16 protein-coding genes, 1 riboswitch and 1 other annotated feature are annotated in these 18139 nt (G+C 43.4%); of the genes, 7 read left to right on the forward strand and 9 right to left on the reverse strand.

The window, feature by feature from the left end; genetic code table 11:
- Positions 1-2: 2 nt before the first annotated feature.
- The 4 genes from hisC to AACT18_RS07125 all read right to left on the reverse strand — a co-directional run bounded on the left by hisC (position 3) and on the right by AACT18_RS07125 (position 5228).
- A complete protein-coding gene (gene hisC / locus AACT18_RS07110) occupies positions 3-1043 on the reverse strand; it encodes a histidinol-phosphate transaminase (protein WP_094125962.1) in 1041 nt (346 codons plus the stop codon).
- Positions 1043-2341: a histidinol dehydrogenase gene (gene hisD / locus AACT18_RS07115; protein ID WP_088728791.1), complete on the reverse strand. Its 1299-nt coding sequence runs from the start codon at positions 2339-2341 to the stop codon at positions 1043-1045. Before hisD ends, hisC begins: the two co-directional genes overlap by 1 nt.
- Positions 2342-2346: 5 nt before the next feature.
- Complete coding sequence (gene hisG, locus AACT18_RS07120) at positions 2347-3243, reverse strand: ATP phosphoribosyltransferase (protein WP_026027608.1); 897 nt, start codon at positions 3241-3243, stop codon at positions 2347-2349.
- A gap of 53 nt (positions 3244-3296) precedes the next feature.
- Positions 3297-3433, reverse strand: a sequence feature (His leader region).
- Between the two features lie 193 nt (positions 3434-3626).
- The gene (locus tag AACT18_RS07125; protein WP_026028031.1) at positions 3627-5228 is read right to left on the reverse strand and encodes a Na+/H+ antiporter NhaC family protein; all 1602 of its coding nucleotides are present in this window, start codon (positions 5226-5228) and stop codon (positions 3627-3629) included.
- 116 nt (positions 5229-5344) lie between these two features.
- Positions 5345-5528, reverse strand: a riboswitch (Lysine riboswitch).
- A gap of 418 nt (positions 5529-5946) precedes the next feature.
- Here AACT18_RS07125 and AACT18_RS07130 point away from each other — a divergent pair.
- On the forward strand, positions 5947-6360 hold the full coding sequence (locus tag AACT18_RS07130) for an H-NS histone family protein (RefSeq protein WP_017043902.1): 414 nt from the start codon (positions 5947-5949) through the stop codon (positions 6358-6360).
- A gap of 56 nt (positions 6361-6416) precedes the next feature.
- Here AACT18_RS07130 and AACT18_RS07135 read toward each other — a convergent pair whose 3' ends face one another.
- Complete coding sequence (locus tag AACT18_RS07135) at positions 6417-7721, reverse strand: inosine/guanosine kinase (RefSeq protein WP_088721150.1); 1305 nt, start codon at positions 7719-7721, stop codon at positions 6417-6419.
- 102 nt (positions 7722-7823) lie between these two features.
- Positions 7824-8093, reverse strand: coding sequence for a hypothetical protein (locus tag AACT18_RS07140; protein WP_013857103.1), 270 nt, complete (start codon positions 8091-8093; stop codon positions 7824-7826).
- Positions 8094-8292: 199 nt separating this feature from the next.
- Between AACT18_RS07140 and mnmA the strand changes: the two genes are divergently transcribed.
- Genes mnmA through purB form a run of 3 tightly spaced genes read left to right on the forward strand, consistent with a single transcriptional unit; the run spans position 8293 to position 11477 of the window.
- Positions 8293-9414, forward strand: a complete 1122-nt coding sequence (gene mnmA, locus AACT18_RS07145; protein WP_013857104.1) for a tRNA 2-thiouridine(34) synthase MnmA — start codon at positions 8293-8295, stop codon at positions 9412-9414.
- A gap of 20 nt (positions 9415-9434) precedes the next feature.
- On the forward strand, positions 9435-10052 hold the full coding sequence (hflD, locus tag AACT18_RS07150; RefSeq protein ID WP_013857105.1) for a high frequency lysogenization protein HflD: 618 nt from the start codon (positions 9435-9437) through the stop codon (positions 10050-10052).
- A 54-nt stretch (positions 10053-10106) separates the two neighbouring features.
- Positions 10107-11477 (forward strand): adenylosuccinate lyase, encoded by a 1371-nt coding sequence (gene purB / locus AACT18_RS07155; protein WP_019281972.1) that lies wholly within the window; start codon positions 10107-10109, stop codon positions 11475-11477.
- A 101-nt stretch (positions 11478-11578) separates the two neighbouring features.
- On the opposite strand, the gene serC is transcribed toward purB, so the two are convergent.
- Together serC and AACT18_RS07165 are read right to left on the reverse strand one after the other, a co-directional pair.
- Positions 11579-12676: a 3-phosphoserine/phosphohydroxythreonine transaminase gene (gene serC, locus AACT18_RS07160; RefSeq protein WP_161439591.1), complete on the reverse strand. Its 1098-nt coding sequence runs from the start codon at positions 12674-12676 to the stop codon at positions 11579-11581.
- A gap of 143 nt (positions 12677-12819) precedes the next feature.
- Complete coding sequence (locus AACT18_RS07165) at positions 12820-14079, reverse strand: DUF945 family protein (protein WP_094124849.1); 1260 nt, start codon at positions 14077-14079, stop codon at positions 12820-12822.
- Between the two features lie 174 nt (positions 14080-14253).
- On the opposite strand from AACT18_RS07165, the gene AACT18_RS07170 reads away from it, so the two are divergent.
- The 3 genes from AACT18_RS07170 (at position 14254) to AACT18_RS07180 (ending at position 17438) form a co-directional block, all read left to right on the forward strand.
- Positions 14254-16179, forward strand: coding sequence for an ATP-binding protein (locus AACT18_RS07170; RefSeq protein ID WP_176428290.1), 1926 nt, complete (start codon positions 14254-14256; stop codon positions 16177-16179).
- 30 nt (positions 16180-16209) lie between these two features.
- On the forward strand, positions 16210-16707 hold the full coding sequence (locus AACT18_RS07175) for a response regulator (protein WP_026028033.1): 498 nt from the start codon (positions 16210-16212) through the stop codon (positions 16705-16707).
- 182 nt (positions 16708-16889) lie between these two features.
- Positions 16890-17438: a hypothetical protein gene (locus AACT18_RS07180; protein WP_026027603.1), complete on the forward strand. Its 549-nt coding sequence runs from the start codon at positions 16890-16892 to the stop codon at positions 17436-17438.
- Positions 17439-17526: 88 nt separating this feature from the next.
- On the opposite strand, the gene AACT18_RS07185 is transcribed toward AACT18_RS07180, so the two are convergent.
- Complete coding sequence (locus AACT18_RS07185; RefSeq protein ID WP_013857112.1) at positions 17527-18120, reverse strand: TfoX/Sxy family DNA transformation protein; 594 nt, start codon at positions 18118-18120, stop codon at positions 17527-17529.
- Between the last annotated feature and the right edge of the window lie 19 nt (positions 18121-18139).

An 18139-nucleotide genomic window follows, 5' to 3' on the forward strand; every position in this document is an offset into this window, starting at 1 on the left:
GATTACTGATAATAATTGCGAATAAAAGCGAGTGTTTTTTCACACTCTTCGCGATTACCGATACTGATCCTCACGCAATTTTCAATCGGAGAATTGCGTAAAATAATGCCGTGATCCCAAGCGGCTTTAAACAATGCATCGCCATCGGGGAATTTCACTAATAGGTAGTTTCCCCACCCTTCAAACACAGTTAAATGGGGCACCATATACAACCCTGCTTGTAAGTAAGCACGGTTTGCATTGAGATCCAACACTTGGAATTTGGTACGAGCAAGCCCAGCTTCCGATAACGCTTGCACGGCAATGTCTGCTACCGGAATTGGCACGGGATAAGGTGCAATTACCTTCTGCAGCACATCAATCAGCTCTTTATTGGCCAAGGTAAAACCGCAGCGCAAACCTGCAAGCGCAAACGCTTTGGATAAGGTGCGTAAAATCGCCAAATTCGGATATTGCGCTAATAAATCAACGGTTGAGGCTTCTGGACAAAAATCAATGTAGGCTTCATCCATCACGACAATAGCGCGGTCTTTAGTCATTTCCAGCAAAGCAATAATATCTTGGCGCTTAACTAAATTGCCGGTTGGATTATTAGGACTACAAACGAAGATCAACTTCACGCTGTCCAAATTGGCACGAATGGCTGACAGGTCGAGCTGCCAATCCGCCGTTAATGGCACAACTTTACGCTCGACACCGAACGTTTCAGCGCTAATCGCGTACATACCATAAGTCGGCGGACAGTATAAAATAGCGTCTTGATTGGGCTCACAAAATGCGCGGATCAAAAGTTCAATCCCTTCATCAGCACCGCGTGAGGTCAACACCTGCTCTGGCTGTACCTTGGCATAAGCCGCATACGCATCGATCATAGCTTTGGGTTGGCAATCACTGTAACGGTTCAAACGCACAAAATCGGTTTTGTACTCATTATTGAATGGCGATTCGTTGGCATTGAGCCACACATCACCACTGCCGCCAATACGGCGAGCCGATAAGTAAGGTTTCAGTGCTTGAATTTGCTTACGAGCCAGTTTTTCCATTATTTTTTCGCCTTTTGCAATTTTTCGACTCGAATGGTGACCGCACGTTTGTGTGCATCCAATCCTTCAGCTTCTGCCATTGTGACCACGGTTGGCGCTAACCCTTGTAAGCCCTCTGCGCTGAGTTCTTGCACCGTCATGCGCTTACTAAAATCAGCTAAACCAAGGCTAGAATAAGTACGCGTGTAACCGTATGTTGGCAAAACGTGGTTGGTACCCGAAGCGTAGTCACCGGCTGATTCTGGTGACCACTCACCTAAGAAAATTGAGCCAGCGTTATCAAGTAACGGCAACAGCTCACGAGGGTTCCGCGTTTGCACAATTAAGTGCTCAGGGCCGTAGTAGTTCGAGATAGAAACTGCTTGGGTCAAAGACTCAGCGATAATGATCAAACTAGAAGCCAAGGCCTTTTCTGCAATGGCGGCGCGAGATAAGCTTTTTAGCTGCTTTTGCACTGCATCTGTTACTTGATCGGCAATCACCGCTGAAGGGGTCACTAACACAACTTGTGAATCAGGTCCGTGCTCAGCTTGGCTAAGCAGATCAGCCGCGATGAAATCGGCATCAGCCGTATCATCAGCAATCACCAACACTTCCGAAGGACCCGCTGGCATATCAATCGCTGCACCGCGAAAATCATTACTCACTTGACGTTTTGCTTCTGTCACGTAGGCATTACCGGGGCCGAAGATTTTGTCTACTTTAGCAACGGATTTCGTCCCATAAGCCATTGCTGCAATCGCTTGACCACCACCAATGTTGTATACCTCATCAATGTTACACAGCTTGGCCACGTAGAGGATTTCGTCCGCAATCGGTGGCGGTGAGCAGAGCACCACTTTACGACACCCTGCAATTTGTGCAGGAACACCCAACATTAATACGGTAGAAGGTAAAGGCGCACTGCCTCCGGGAATGTACAAGCCCACCGTATTAATTGGACGCGTGACTTGTTCACACACCACTCCCGGCTGCGTTTCCACTTTGATCGGTTGCAGCTTTTGTGCTTTATGGAACTTAGTAATGTTCTCATAAGCTTGTTGAAGCGCTCGTTTCATCTTGTCAGAAAGACGCTCACACGCCGCATCAATCTCACCACTTGAGACGCGAATTGAATCCGGTTTCACGCGGTCAAATTTTTCAGTTAACTCAATTAAAGCTTGGTCACCTTGCGCTTTTACCTGCGCAATCACGGCGCTCACGGCAGCAGTGACATTGGCTCCTTCAGTAATGGCCGGGCGTTCTAAAATTGAATCTTGCTGAGTTTCACTCAACGATTGCCAAACGACAGTTCTCATCGCCGTTACTCCATCATTTTATCTATAGGTAAAACCAAAATAGAACTCGCCCCTAATGCTTTTAGGCGCTCCATAGTTTCCCAAAATAGGTTCTCGGTACTGACCACATGTACTGCAACACGATTTTTCTCCGCCGATAAAGGCAGCACTGTTGGGTCTTCCGCTCCCGGAAGTAAGTCTTTAATCGCTTCTAATTGATCAACCGGGGCATGCAGCATGATGTATTTGGACTCTTTAGCTTGAATCACGCCTTGCATACGCGTCAATAAACGAGCAATCAATGCTTGCTTATCTTCACTGAATTCACCTTGACGCTGAATGAGTGTTGCTTTGGATTGGAAGATAACTTCAGCCTCTTTGAGGCCATTTGCTTCTAATGTTGCGCCGGTAGAAACAAGGTCAGCAATCGCATCAGCTAAGCCAGCTCGTGGCGCAACCTCAACAGAACCGGTGAGCACACAAGTGCTAAAATCAATGCCCTTTTCATCCATGTACGCTTTGAGTAACTGCGGATAAGTTGTGGCGATGCGTTTACCCGCCAAATCTTGAGGGCCGTTGTATTGCTGATCTTTATTGATCGCGATGGATAAGCGGCAACCACCAAAATCAAGACGGCGCAGTGAAACAAACTCACTTTTCTTATTTTGCGACAAGCGTTCTAAACGCACCTCTTCCAGTTCATTCTCACCAATGAAACCGAGATCAACCACACCGTCCATCACCAGCCCGGGTATGTCGTCATCACGCACTAGCAGTAGGTCGATCGGCATATTGAGAGAGTGAACGACAAGACGCTCACCCATGATATTGAATTTCACGCCGCATTTTTTAAGTAAGTCTTGGCACTCTGAGCTCAAGCGGCCTTTCTTCTGGATGGCAATTCTTAGGCGTTGTGTTTGCATGACAATTTCCCTGTGCAATGTATTGAATGTATTTGGAATTGAGTTAAAGCAAAATGAAAAAACCCTCGGGAGATTTGCGTTCTCCCGAGGGTTTTAATCTAAATGCTTTGACTTAACCACCGGGAGTTTCCTGCCTCCCGGGTATGCGTACATCTCCCCGAAAGATTATTTAGGGTGATGGTGATGATGAATGTTCATTACAAAATTACGCATACTTATCAGCTCTTATTGGTTTGCTGTCTTGACTCCACACTAACCAAGCTGATGTTCTTTTTCAACTAAAAATTTTGCTTTTTTAAAATCTTTTTTCGCCGTCGTGCGCCAGTAATAAAAAAGGGAAAATTTCGTTTCCCTTTCATCAACTCTATTTAACCAAAATACAGCTACAACGTCTCGCAATGTGTCATTTTTGATTTCGCCATAGCGGCCATAATCATGCACACAATGATAAATGCAACAGAGGCACAAGCCAACGAGATCAGCACTGACGCTGTCATTCCTAAAACAACAAAACCGACACTCGAAACCAAGGCCGTAGCCAGTGCATACGGCAATTGTGTCGCAACGTGATCGATATGATTACAACGCGCGCCTGTCGACGATAAAATGGTGGTGTCAGAAATAGGAGAACAGTGGTCACCAAAAACGGAACCAGCGAGCACCGCGCTCAGCATAGGGAGTATTAGAGCGATATCGGTCGCCGCAGCCATATCTCCAGCAATGGGCAACATGATGCCAAACGTTCCCCAAGAAGTGCCGGTTGAAAACGCCATCACGCCCGATAGTAAGAATAAGATGACCGGTAGCCAATGCGGATCAATATTACCTTGAACCAAAGATGACATATACGCACCGGTTTTCATGTCCCCAATAACAGAGCCAATTGTCCAGGCAAAAATCAGGATCAAAATCGCACCAAACATCGATTTAGCACCGATCCACAATGTATTACTGATGTCATTCATTGGCAGCTTTTGCTTAAACACAGTAAACAGAGCCATCGCCAAGCCAACTAGCCCGCCGTAAATCAATGAAGCGCCAACATTGGTGTTTTCAAACGCACCCAGTAGATCAAATGCTTTACCGTCTGCGGCTAAAGATTGACCACCCGTAAATAACATGGCTGAAACCGTTGCAATGATGAGTAATACGATAGGCAGAACCAGATCCAACACTTTGCCATGTTCACTCTCTTTGATATCAAGCTCTTCATTTAACTCATGTGCGTCTTGGCTATCGTTTTCATTTGCGTCGTCGAATCCACGGCCTTGGGAGGCATTAATTTCATGCTGGCGCATTTGACCAATATCTAATTGGAACCACACCACCGCAAACACCATCAGTAATGCAAAAATGGCATAAAAATTCATTGGTACTAAACGCATGTACGCGCCCAATGCCGAATATTCGGTAATCCCGTGAGAAACGAGAATACCGCCAATAATCGTCATAATGTACGCGCCCCAACTAGAAGCTGGCATCACAACGCACATTGGTGCTGCAGTTGAATCAAGGATATAGGCAAGTTTAGCGCGAGATACATAAAAGCGGTCAGTCACAGGGCGAGAAATAGAACCTACGGCTAAACTGTTAAAATAATCATCAACGAAAATAAACACACCCAAAAATGCCGCCAGCAGTTTTGAGCCACGTTTACTTTTTACGCGGACTTGTGCCCATTCGGCAAAAGCACGAGTACCGCCAGACAAAGTTAATAGCGCGGTCATCATACCTAATAAAAGCAAAAACCCGACGATACTCATATTCCAAGTGTTAATGCCGCCATCAGCAACAAAGACGCTTGATACCTTAGTAGCAACATAACTGAATGCACTACCAAAAGAATAATCCGCGAGTAATACCGCGCCTAATACAATACCGACACCTAATGAAACAAGTACTCTGCGTGTAAGAACAGCCAAACTTAATGCTACCAGAGGCGGTAACAGCGACAGAGGAGATGATGCAAAATCGATTAAATTCATGATCTTCAAAAACCAGTAAGTAAATGGTTAGAGATCTACTGCAGACAAATTACGAGCTAAGATAACCACGTAATTCATGTTGAACTAAGCGAAAGGGAAGCGAACACTTCACCCAACCCTACAGTAGCGCTCCATAGTTTAAAAAAAGAATAGACTATGGCAGTGTTGTTCCTATTCGAATACAACCCCAGCAAGCTGCTTTAATGTGCATACTTACTTCGGCGATAAAACCTTTCACTTTTGTTCATTGGCATTACCCCAACAAAAGTTACTATTTTTTACCGCACCTCTACGTCAAAGAAAGTACAATAAATCACCGTTATTAAGTCATTTTAACAATGATAAATGTCTTACTTCGCTTTAGGTAAATGACATTGTACTTAACAACGAATGCATTGCAACCGATCATGTCATCAAAGTGCATCAATTATTGGTCACATTCATTAAGAAACATTGAGACTTCTTTCATAATGTGGTGCAATGAATATCACGAAGATTATAATAAAAAACATTAATTATAAGTCTATCTAAAAATCATTGATGATCTTCTTGATACTACTACTTATGTATGAAATTAGCTCATCATTAACAAGTTCATATTTTTTTGATTTTTATTTATCTATAAAATTTTCATTAATATTTGAATCTAATATTGTAAGTACCAATTCAGCAGTTTATTATTGCTGTGTCGACTAAATTAAATCAAATAGGAATAGTCATGTCTGAATTAACAAAAACTCTACTTAATATTCGTAGCCTACGCGCTTTTTCCCGTGAACTCACTCTAGAGCAGCTTGAAGAAGCACTAGATAAATTAACGATCGTTGTTCAAGAACGCAGAGAAGCGGAAGAAGAAGAACGCTCTGCTCGCGCAGAACAAGAAGCGAAGCTGGCTGCGATTGCAGAACAGATTGCCAAAGACGGTATTGATGTAAGCGCATTAATTTCTGCACTTTCTGGTGAAACTAAGAACAAAGTTAAAGTTCAAGGCAAACGCGCACCTCGTCCAGCAAAATACAAATATCTTGATGCCAATGGCCAAGAAAAAACATGGACAGGTCAAGGTCGCACACCTTCTGCAATTCAAGAGCAACTTGATGCAGGTAAATCTCTAGAAGAATTCGAGATTTAATAACTCTTTAGCAAATAAAAAGGCTCCTAACGGAGCCTTTTTATTATTTTAATCTTTTATCTTTCCCAATACGCTTCTTCTAAGCTGTCTTCACGTTCAGGTAAACCACGTGACAGACGAGGTGAATGCTGGGCTAGCACCTCATAACTGGCACGGTTGGAATATTTGCAAACTTGCGAGAAGGATGAATAGGTTAAAAAGTTATTCTGATGCTTGCTCGAATTAGGGACGTTCTCTTTATGATATTTATTGGCTGCCATATCATGCAGCAATGCCGACAACGCCGCATCTCCCGCACCATTAGTATTTTTAATTTTCTCAGGTCCACCCATATACGGTGAAATATGAGAATAAACACGTATCGGATTTTCACAACTTATTTTTGATGCTGGGCGACTAAATTCATAACGATTGAATTCAGCAATAGAACCAGGTAATAGTGGCAACGATGTTTCACGTTTCGCCGCATCTTCAGTATATCCTGCCATAAATAAACCGACTGGGCCTGCGGTGCATAATACAAGATCAACCCAATTTAAGGCTTTATTTGACGCTGCAAGGGGATCACTTTCCCCGGTTAATGCTTCGGCTTCATCTTCATTCATGGCAACAACAGTAACATGATCACGCAAAAAATTTTGCCAAAATTGAGGGTCATCTTGAATAACAAATTTAGTACCTAAGGTTAAAACAACAGGTACATCATATTTCTTAGCATATTCAATCGCTCTCATTGTTGCCTCTGGCATTGGATCACCAGTTTTGCAGCGAATTAAATAAGCAGTCAGTACTAAGGCTGAAGCACTTTTAAATATTTTTTCTGGAACACTTTCTGCGCGAAGTTGGTTCATTTGCCCTTCACTAATAGCAAAGGTTCTTTCTCCATCCTCTGTGATCAAGGCAAAGCAGCGCCCAATCGCTCCATCGACCGCTTGTAAATAATTCAGATCCATCCGACTTGATGTATTACATAAATAACGATAACCGTAGCTACCAATTTTGATATCTTGGCTCATCACACCTAACAACGTTGAGCGATCATCTGCCAGCACCGAATAATTGTGTAATGTGTTGCCAATCGTTCCCCCAGCATATTCGTTAGTAATCAGACCATTTTGTTTGAGCTCAGTGTACAAAGCTTCGGCCTTCTGATCGTCAATCACTAACGAATGGCCTTTACTAAGCTCATATTTTTCGATGAGGTCAGTATTTACTTTCGCTTCTATATCCACCAAGGTCTGGTCGATACCAATAATATGTGTACGTGACATTTTTTTATTTTCTTGTGCTTGGATAACAAGTGGGTCACGTGCATGAACAGGAAAGTAATGCTTTGATTTGCGTTGGCCAGGAAATTTCATAACGTCAGTCTGAGTAGAGGAGAAAAAGATGCGCGATTCTACCGCGCACCCATTAGCGCGGCAACTAAGGCAATTATAGCAAACGTTTGCTCTTGATTATTTTTATTCACCTTCCATAAAGCTGAGATCAGGTAACCTATCTAAATGCTCTGAATAGCGTTTTAGGTCAAATTGCCCTTCGTTTTTCATCACATCAAAAATCTCAATTGCAAGCGCACAAGCAATAGAGGCAACGGCATCCTCCCTTGAGTGACCTGTCATCATCAAGCGCATCAAGGTTTCTTTGACCTTTAACGGATTTCCGTCCGCGAGTTGATTCTCTACTGTTTCGATGAGGAACGCGTCATCCATAATCTGATTGTCATCTTGCATTTTGTGGCCTTTTGTTACGCTTTAAAATGGCACGCACTATGCCATAAGCCGTTGTAGAATTCTAAAACTAATTTCTGCTGACATTGACAGATACGACGCCAATTAAACCAGATAGAAGTGTGATTGCTGTCTCGGATCTGTCGCGACGAAAATCTTTCTGCTAGAATCTGCGACCAAGTCAATTGAGTGGTATTAAGTAATGTCAGACAACCGCAGCGCAAACAGCCAAAAGAAAGTCATCGTCGGCATGTCCGGTGGTGTTGACTCCTCCGTTTCGGCGTATCTTCTCAAAGAGCAAGGTTATCAAGTCGAAGGCCTGTTCATGAAGAACTGGGAAGAAGATGATAACGAGGAATATTGTACAGCGGCGGAAGATTTAGCCGATGCACAAGCCGTGTGCGATAAGTTAGACATCCCTCTTCATACCATTAATTTTGCCGCCGAATATTGGGACAACGTATTTGAATATTTCCTTGAGGAATATAAAGCAGGGCGAACTCCCAACCCAGACATTCTTTGTAACAAAGAAATCAAGTTTAAAGCCTTTTTAGAGTTTGCAGATGAAGTGCTAGATGCCGATTATATCGCCATGGGCCACTATGTTCGACGCACCTTCCCTGAAGGTAATGACAAACCACAAATGCTGCGCGGCTTGGACAACAACAAAGACCAAAGCTACTTCCTCTATACATTAAGCCATGAACAAGTGGCTCGTAGCTTATTTCCTGTCGGTGATTTAGAAAAACCCGAAGTTCGACGCATTGCAGAAGAACAAGGTTTGGTGACGGCGAAGAAAAAAGATTCAACCGGTATCTGTTTCATCGGCGAGCGCAAATTTACCGACTTCTTGTCTCGCTATTTACCAGCACAACCGGGTAAAATTGAAACACCAGAAGGTCTCGTTATTGGTGAACATCAAGGCCTGATGTACCACACTTTAGGTCAACGCAAAGGGTTACACATTGGTGGCCAAAAAGGCGGTGGCGGTAACGAAGACCCATGGTATGTCGCTGATAAAGATCTTAAACGTAACGTTTTGATTGCAGTCCAAGGCGCTGATCACCCATTATTGAAATCTCATGGCTTGATCGCTTCCCAATTACACTGGGTTGATCGTACACCAATCCAAGCAACGCTAAGCTGCACGGTAAAAACGCGTTACCGTCAAACGGATATAGCGTGTACCATCATCCCTATTGATGATGAAAACATTAAAGTCATTTTTGATGAGCCACAAGTGGCCGTCACGCCTGGTCAATCCGCGGTTTTCTATCAAGGCGATGTGTGTCTTGGCGGTGGAATTATTGAGCAGCGAATTTAAACAACTTAGGAGTAATAAACGTGGCTAACACCCTTTATGACCGTACCATCGCTTTTGCGGGTATCTGCCAAGCTGTCGCTTTAGTGCAACACGTAGCAAAAAATGGTCACTGTGATTCAGACGCGTTTGAAACTTCTCTAACGGCTATCTTAAGTACTAATCCAAACAATACACTTGATGTCTTCGGCTCTGAGGCCAACTTAAAAATTGGCCTCGAATGTTTGGTGAAAGGTATTGATAGCACGCCATCAGGGAGTGAAATCACTCGCTATATCATTAGCCTGATGGCATTAGAGCGTAAATTAAGCGCTCGTCGTGATGCGATGTCACAGCTGGGCGATCGTATTCAAACGATTGAACGTCAAGTCAACCATTTTGACTTGCTTGATGATCAGATGATCAGCAACCTTGCCAGTATCTACTTGGATGTTATCAGCCCTATTGGCCCGAGAATCCAAGTCACTGGAACCCCTACCATACTTCAACAAACTTCAACCCAGCACAAAGTGCGCGCCTTACTCCTTTCAGGAATTCGTTGCGCTGTCTTGTGGCGTCAGGTTGGAGGAAAGCGTCGCCATCTGATCTTCGGTCGTAAGAAAATGATCGAACAAGCTCAGATTTTATTAGCTCGAGTCTAATATTGACGCAAAGAATTCACTCTCACACTTAACCTCAAAATTCAGGAGAAAAACATGGAACTGTCAGCCTTGACTGCTGTTTCACCGGTAGACGGCCGCTACGGAAGTAAAACGATTGCGTTACGCAGTATCTTTAGTGAGTTTGGTCTCCTCAAGTATCGGACCATTGTTGAAATTCGTTGGTTACAGAAGCTTTCAGCCACTGCTGGAATTGCCGAAGTTCCAGCATTCAGTGATGAAGCCAATCAATTTCTTAATGCGATAGCAGACAATTTTAGCGAAGAAGATGCCGCTCGTATTAAAGAAATTGAACGCACAACGAACCATGATGTTAAGGCTGTAGAGTATTTCTTAAAAGAAAAAGTAGCGGGTGTTCCTGAGCTGCACGCCGTTAATGAATTCATTCACTTTGCTTGTACTTCAGAAGACATCAACAACACATCTCACGCGCTAATGCTCAAAGAAGCGCGCGATACCGTGCTTCTTCCTGAAATGCGCAACATTATTGATGCGATTCGTCACTTAGCAGAAGAGTATCGCGATATTCCGTTATTGTCTCGTACCCACGGACAGCCAGCATCACCAAGTACTATGGGTAAAGAGATGGCTAACGTAGCGTACCGTATGGAACGCCAATATAAGCAGATTGCCAATATCGAGATTCTCGCAAAAGTAAACGGCGCAGTAGGTAACTACAACGCTCACCTTTCAGCCTATCCAGAACTCGACTGGCATACCTTTAGCGAAGAGTTTATCACTGAATCGCTAGGTGTGGCGTGGAACCCTTATACCACACAAATTGAGCCACATGATTACATCGCAGAGCTATTTGATGCCGTTGCCCGCTTCAATACTATTCTGATCGACTTCGATCGTGACATTTGGGGCTATATCGCTTTGGGCCACTTCAGACAAAGAACCATTGCGGGTGAAATTGGTTCATCGACAATGCCACATAAAGTCAACCCGATCGATTTTGAAAACTCAGAAGGCAACCTAGGCCTTGCTAATGCCGTGTTCAATCACCTAGCACAAAAGCTGCCTATCTCTCGCTGGCAACGTGACTTAACAGATTCAACCGTGCTGCGTAACCTTGGTGTGGGTGTTGGTTATGCGATCATCGCCTACACTTCAACGCTAAAAGGGATCAGTAAACTGGAAGTGAACCGTGATGCGCTGCTTGCTGAGCTCGATAAAAACTGGGAAGTCCTTGCTGAACCAGTGCAAACGGTTATGCGCCGCTACGGCATCGAAAAACCGTACGAAAAATTGAAAGAACTCACGCGCGGCAAGCGAGTCGATGGTGAAGCAATGCGCCACTTTATTGATAGTCTTGCGCTACCTGAAGCTGAAAAAGCACGCTTGAAAGAGATGACACCAGCCAACTACATTGGCCAAGCAATTGAGTTAACCGACAAATTGTAATGCTCTTCAATCTAGCCGATTAATGACAAAGCCCACTTAGTGGGCTTTGTTTTTTTAAGGTCGTATTTTATGTTATATCGTTTTTGATACCATAAAAAACGTTAGGCGTACTGCTGTTCAAACTCTTGCATAAAATCAACTAAGGCTTGAACGCCTTCCAGTGTCATCGCATTGTAAATCGAGGCACGCATACCACCCGCGACTCGGTGACCTTGCAGCGAGACTAAACCACGTGCTTCAGCCAACTCTAAAAACGTACTATCCAACTCTGGTTTCACTAATTGGAAAGGCACATTCATCAGTGAACGGTTGTTTGGGTGAATGGTATTGCGATAGAAAGGTGACTCATCAATTGCGTTATAAAGCAGCGCTGCTTTCTCGCGGTTGATTTTCTCAACCGCAGCGACACCACCCTGCCCTTTTAGCCACTTGAACACGAGACCCGACAAATACCACGCAAACGTAGGCGGCGTGTTGAACATAGAATCTTGTTCAGCTTGCACTTTATAATTCAAGATAGTCGGTAGCACATCACTGGCTAAATCAAGCAAATCATCACGAACAATCGCAATACAGATCCCCGCTGGCCCAATGTTTTTCTGCGCTCCCGCATAAATGACCCCGTACTTTGAGACGTCTATTTGGCGCGACAAAATCGTAGATGACATATCAGCTACAATCGGTTTGTCTGTATCTGGTAAATCATTAATCTCAATACCATCTATCGTTTCATTCGGACAAAAATGCACGTAAGCCGACTCAGGATCGATTTTCCATTCGCTGGCTGGTAATACCGCTGTTTTGCCCTCTTTGGTCACTTTGGCGTTGAAAACATCGATTTCACAATATTTCTTCGCTTCTTTGACCGCACTTTCAGCCCAGTAACCCGCATCAATATAGGTCGCTTTAGTCGCATCGCCTAATAAATTTAAAGGCACCGCCGCAAACTGAGCGCGCGCTCCACCCTGACAAAATAATACTTTGTAATTACTCGGGATATTAAGCAAATCTCGCAGATCTTGCTCCGCTTCTTGAGCAACATGAATAAAAGGTTTACTGCGATGACTAATTTCCATAACGGACGTGCCAAGCTCGTTCCAGTTAATAAACTCGGCTTGCGCTTTTTCCATCACGGCTTTAGGTAAGGCTGCTGGGCCTGCGCTGAAATTATAGACTGGGCCCGCTTGATTTGATTCCATGAGTTCCTTGCTCCTGCTATCGACAATTAATGTGATTAATACCACTTTTTGATGTGGATAAAAAGCGAGAAAAGAGCTTCTATCGGCTCTTTTCTCTTACTGATTGCTAAAACTCGCGAAATCGTTTGCTTGAGCGCCGTTCGCTATCGCATCAATGCCGGAAGTAATAGTGTCAATAGCGGCATTTGATTGCCATTTTCAAATTCCAAGTTGCCCTGTTTCAGTTCAGCTTGGAGTCGATATCCTTGATCGGTTTGCTGCATAATTTCCATCACAACAAGCTCATCAATACCCTGCTGGATAAAAGGAAAATCTTCAACCAGCTGGTTAGAAATGAAGGTATCAATGTGGCCGGTTAAGGCTGGTAAAATGGTACTCGGATCTTGCACCACATTATTTGTCCCTTCAGGAACCGCTATCTTCCAGTTTGATTCAAACTCACCTTGGCCAACTTTTAGCGCCATTTTATTCATCGATAGATAAAAACCTTTCTCGAATAATGATTGCACATAAGGTAGTGCTTGCTGAATGTCCTCATCAGAAAGTTCTGGGCTGTTTTGGTAAAGCGTTGAGAGCTTCTCAAAAGCGTCACCATCTAAATCACCCAAGGTAAAATCAAGATTGAGGTCCTTCACCTCGCCTTCGCTATAAGTTAATTTATCCATCTCAATCAAGTGATTACTATCAAAACGAGAAGGCTCTCCTTTTAATACCGAATCAAAGGAATAACGCATGTTGTCCATACTCAGCGTATTTTCACCTAGGCCATCGACAAGATTAATTTTTGCTAACGCCAATGACTGTTGTCCTAGCCAGAAGCCTTTATCTTGTTTACCTATACCTTGACCAGTTAGCTGTGAAAGCATCATTTTTTCACCACTGGTAAAATCCAACTCAACAGAAGGAACATTCAGTTGATAAGTGATTTCACCTAGCACCGAAATATCACCTTTCAATGTGGCGGGCGTTGTCGAGAACGTCATCTCGCCATCTTCACTTTGGTAGTGCCAACTGTCTAGCGCCACAGTGTATTGAGTATTGCCATTCAACTGCGTGATACTGGTCATCGTCAATGGTAGATTTTCTTGATCAGCAATAACGGATGTTGCTGTTAAACTCAACAGGCCATGCTTAACCTCGCTATTGACTAAAACTTGGGTCGGTAAACCATCGGCAACAAACTGTTGTTTGAGCGTTTTATCTGCAATCTGATAGCGGGTTTGCACGGTTGATGAAAGGTAACCGCGCTTATAACTGACAATATCCGCCTCGATTGAACGTGAAGAGATATTTGCAATACCGTTAGTGATCACCTTTTCACCGATTTGCCCGACAGCCAACGGCCAACATGCTGCTAAGACGATAGCACCACCAACCGCACCAATGATTTTTAACTGTTTCATAGCGTTCCATTCCTGAAGATTTTACCCAGTCTACCGTAAACAATTGAAAACCAAAACATGGAGTTAGGTCAGAGTATTGCTAAGATGTGATGAGAAATTCTAAAACCTAGCTCTCAAACCCACTGCGTAATACTTGCTACAGTAGTCAAAACAGCGATGACAGTAGAGGCTTGTGTGAACCATTACGCACTACTTTGTTTAGACAATAACCCAATCAGCACAGAACAGTTGCGAGCTGAGTTAGCTCCGTTCGCCACTAAATTTGATCTTCATACAGCGGACACCATAGATGAAGCTGAGCAAGCCCTAGAATATTTGCACGAACAGCAACAAACGATTGCATTGGTCATTGCCAGTCACCATGAGCAGTTTGATGGTGCGGATTTTTTGACTCAACTCGATAAATCAACCCACACGCGTTCAGCGCGGAAAGTGCTGATAAGCTGCGGACAAGATATTCAAGCCATTCTCACCGCCGTCAATGAGGGGCGATTAGATCACTGCCTCACTAAGCCACTACAAAATAACGTGCTCTATAAAACCGTCCAAAAAGAGCTCACGACCTACATCTTAGATCACGATAAAGACAACATTCTCAACTACAGCACAATACTTGATCAACAGCGCATCTTACGCGCGCACATCGATAATAAAATGCGCAGTTATCGAGATGGTTTTATCTCCGATTACCACAAGCTTTCTGATACAGAACTGGCTGAACAAGTAATTGGTGCTTTACACCAATTTTTTGAAAATGAAGATGAAACTCGCGCCTGCCGAACCTACTCCACTAATCACTTTCTTACCAAAGAGGGAGAAGAGAACCGCTTTCTTTGGTTCATCACTGAAGGTGAAGTGGCCCTGTATAAAAAAGATGATTTAGGGCAACAAAGAGAAGTGGTTCGCCACAAAAAAGGCAACATTGTCGGTGGTATGTCTTTTGTGACTGGTGAGAAATCTTTTTCTACTGCCGTCACCCTGACTAAAACCGATGTGATTAAACTAGACCGAGATGTGTTTGCAAAAGTCATGCATTCGGATACTCGGCTATTGCCCCTATTTACTAACTTGCTGCTCCGCCATTTTAACCGCCGCTTACAACGCAGTATTAACACTAAATTGCAACTACAAAAAACGCTCGAATCACTTGAGTCAGCTCATCAGCAATTAATCGAGCGGGAAAAAATGGCCATGCTCGGTCAGCTTGTTGCAGGCGTCGCTCATGAACTAAACAATCCTGTCGCCGCAATTTTACGTGGAACCGAAACATTGTCAGACAAGATTGAGCACCTAGTCCAAGAGACTGAACATAAAAACCTGCAACATAAAGGCAGCCAACTATTAAGGAATGCACTTTCAGCCAAACCTACTTCTACATCAGAAGAGCGGGCACGCGCTAAAGCCATAGAAAATGAAATTCATCATCGTTTGATCGCGAAAAAATTGGTCAAACTCAATCTAGATGATGATCTTGCGCTCCGACAATCGGCTAAGCACGATCCTGAGAAAACGTTAGAAACACTGGAACAATTAGAAAACTATTTCCTAACAGGTAGTACACTTCGTTCTATCAATGTTTGTGCACAACGCATCGCCGATATGGTACGAAGCCTTAAAGGGTATGCTCGCCCTGATGATGAAGCGCTGCACAAGGTCAATATTCATGAAGGTATTGAAGACACTCTGGTTATTTTCGAAAATCGTCTTAAGCGCCACAAAGTCGAAAAAGAGTATGCCGACTTACCTTTGATTACCTGTCAGCCGATTGCATTACAACAAGTATGGACAAACCTCATTTCCAACGCTATTGATGCCTTCCCAGCCAATGGCGTACTGCACATTGCAACCACATTAGCAAAACAGGGTAATCAATCTTTTGTGACCATCAGTTTCACGGATAATGGTTGTGGGATCCCGTACGAGCAGAAAGAGCGTATCTTCACATTAAATTACACGACGAAAAAAGAAGGTAACTTTGGACTCGGTATTGGGCTTTCTGTCTGCCAACAAATAGTCCACCAGCATCAAGGTTGGATCGATGTTCAATCTGAACAGAATAAATACACGACAATGACGGTATGGCTGCCAGTTAGTCGATAACTTGTCGTGCTGATGATTAAGGAGAATATCATGAACAAATTTTTGATCTTATGCGTGGACGATGAACGTGAAGTATTGGACAGCGTCATACAAGACCTCGACGAATTTGAAGAGTTTTTTATCTTAGAAGCCGCAGAATCTGTTGCAGAGGCAAAAGAAGTGATTGCCGATCACCAAGCTCAAAATATCAAGCTGGCTTTAATTTTGTGCGATCACATTATGCCCGAACAAACAGGTATTAGTTTCTTAATTGAATTAAGCCGCAATGAAGAGACGCAACATACACGCAAAGTGCTACTAACAGGCCAAGCAGGGCTAGAAGACACCGTAGAAGCGGTGAATCATGCCAGCCTACATTTTTATGTAGCCAAACCTTGGGATGGGAACAAACTTCGCGATGTTATCAAAGATCAATTAACACAATATATGATTGAAAACGAATCAGATTTAATGCCTTGGGCCAGAGTCTTGGATGCCGAGAAAATCTTCAATGCGATCGCACAAAACCGCATCAGTTTTGGTGAATAAAATATCCTAACGAAGAAATGGCACTCTCTTTGCTTATTTTTTGCGAAGACAACAAAAGAATGACACTTTTTAATGGCGACAATGTCAATCTATGCACTATGATGTCTAAATTCTTTAATGTCACCGCGGCTATTCCGCGACTGACCATGGAAATAAACTAAAAATATAGGTTTATAGTGACTATGCGTAAAACAATCATTGCAGCCGCTTTGCTGCTAGCCTCAGGCCAAACACTGGCAGAAATAGACCGAAATAGCCCATCCGTCATGAGCAATTTTAGTTATGACTATATCGAAGCTCGTATTGGAGCAAGTCCAGTCACCTTTGGTGCTGCGATGAGCAAATCAATTCACCCAAATGCACATGTTATCGGTCGTATAGACTCTGAGTTTGAAGGTGATTTTGACGCAGCTGCAGGTTTTGGCTTTCATGCTCCTATTAACAACTGGGCTGACTTCACGGGTGAAATGCTATTACGCGTCGTAGATACCCGCGATAATAAAAGCGCCGATACAGGAATGGAATTAAACCTTGGCGTACGCCAATGGCTTGGACCACAGTTGGAAGTTGGTGGCAAAGGTGGCTTTGTTTCTATTGATGACAATGATGACTGGATTGCGTCTGTTTATGCCCGTTTTCATTCTACAGAACTTTTCTCTCTCGGTGCCGAGGCTCGCATCAATGATGCTTACGGCGATCAACTGATGTTTACGACTCGTTTTAAGTTCTAGGTGTAAGCTAAATACAATAAAAAGCCGAGACGTAAGACTCGGCTTTTTATTTGATAACTATTTATTTGATAACTGTGCTACAAAACTGTCAGCGTAATGAGCAGCTTTCTAATAATTGACGCTTGCGAGGCTCTTGCAGCAATTTCCAATGAATACCTTCGATCGCACCAGCAAACTTCCACAGTAGTTTTACATCGACGTCACTACCGTACGTTTTTCTCACTTTAGAAAATATCGTAGGAGCACCTAAGCGCATGAACGTTTCCACATCATTGATGCCCGCTTTTTTAACCATACGCTCTAACGTTAACTGCATGTTTGGCAAATCACGTAGTCGACGACTTGCAGAGGATTTTTGAAAGCTACGTTGCTCAACAGAATAGCGGATGGAACGTTCAATAATCGTATCTAGGCTCTCATGATTGCTCACAAAAAGCTCAGTAATATCATAATAATTAACGGTTGCTGTGGTCTGCTTTTTAACGTGTTTGTATTTTTCGCAGCCTAATTTTGTGAGTGCATCATCGAGCTCTTCACCTCCACGAATAAAAACAGACTCTTCACTAATCAGTGAATACATCGCTTCTTTTTGGAAAAGCCCAACACCACCAAACATTGAACGCTTTTGAAATGCGCCAAATTTAATAACGTAATTGAAAAATGCATGCTCAATCATATCCATTGATCCTTAATCAAGTTCC

Origin of the sequence: Vibrio sp. V04_P4A5T148 (assembly GCF_963875605.1) — a bacterium.
Classification (GTDB): domain Bacteria; phylum Pseudomonadota; class Gammaproteobacteria; order Enterobacterales; family Vibrionaceae; genus Vibrio; species Vibrio anguillarum.

Coding starts and splice junctions, on each gene's coding strand:
- AACT18_RS07135 (WP_088721150.1), bottom strand. CDS start 7,721: ATGAAATTTCCTGGCCAACGCAAATCAAAGCATTACTTTCCTGTTCAT.
- hisG (WP_026027608.1), bottom strand. CDS start 3,243: ATGCAAACACAACGCCTAAGAATTGCCATCCAGAAGAAAGGCCGCTTG.
- hisD (WP_088728791.1), bottom strand. CDS start 2,341: ATGAGAACTGTCGTTTGGCAATCGTTGAGTGAAACTCAGCAAGATTCA.
- mnmA (WP_013857104.1), top strand. CDS start 8,293: ATGTCAGACAACCGCAGCGCAAACAGCCAAAAGAAAGTCATCGTCGGC.
- serC (WP_161439591.1), bottom strand. CDS start 12,676: ATGGAATCAAATCAAGCGGGCCCAGTCTATAATTTCAGCGCAGGCCCA.
- AACT18_RS07175 (WP_026028033.1), top strand. CDS start 16,210: ATGAACAAATTTTTGATCTTATGCGTGGACGATGAACGTGAAGTATTG.
- AACT18_RS07180 (WP_026027603.1), top strand. CDS start 16,890: ATGCGTAAAACAATCATTGCAGCCGCTTTGCTGCTAGCCTCAGGCCAA.
- AACT18_RS07185 (WP_013857112.1), bottom strand. CDS start 18,120: ATGGATATGATTGAGCATGCATTTTTCAATTACGTTATTAAATTTGGC.
- AACT18_RS07165 (WP_094124849.1), bottom strand. CDS start 14,079: ATGAAACAGTTAAAAATCATTGGTGCGGTTGGTGGTGCTATCGTCTTA.
- hisC (WP_094125962.1), bottom strand. CDS start 1,043: ATGGAAAAACTGGCTCGTAAGCAAATTCAAGCACTGAAACCTTACTTA.
- AACT18_RS07125 (WP_026028031.1), bottom strand. CDS start 5,228: ATGAATTTAATCGATTTTGCATCATCTCCTCTGTCGCTGTTACCGCCT.
- AACT18_RS07140 (WP_013857103.1), bottom strand. CDS start 8,093: ATGCAAGATGACAATCAGATTATGGATGACGCGTTCCTCATCGAAACA.
- purB (WP_019281972.1), top strand. CDS start 10,107: ATGGAACTGTCAGCCTTGACTGCTGTTTCACCGGTAGACGGCCGCTAC.
- AACT18_RS07130 (WP_017043902.1), top strand. CDS start 5,947: ATGTCTGAATTAACAAAAACTCTACTTAATATTCGTAGCCTACGCGCT.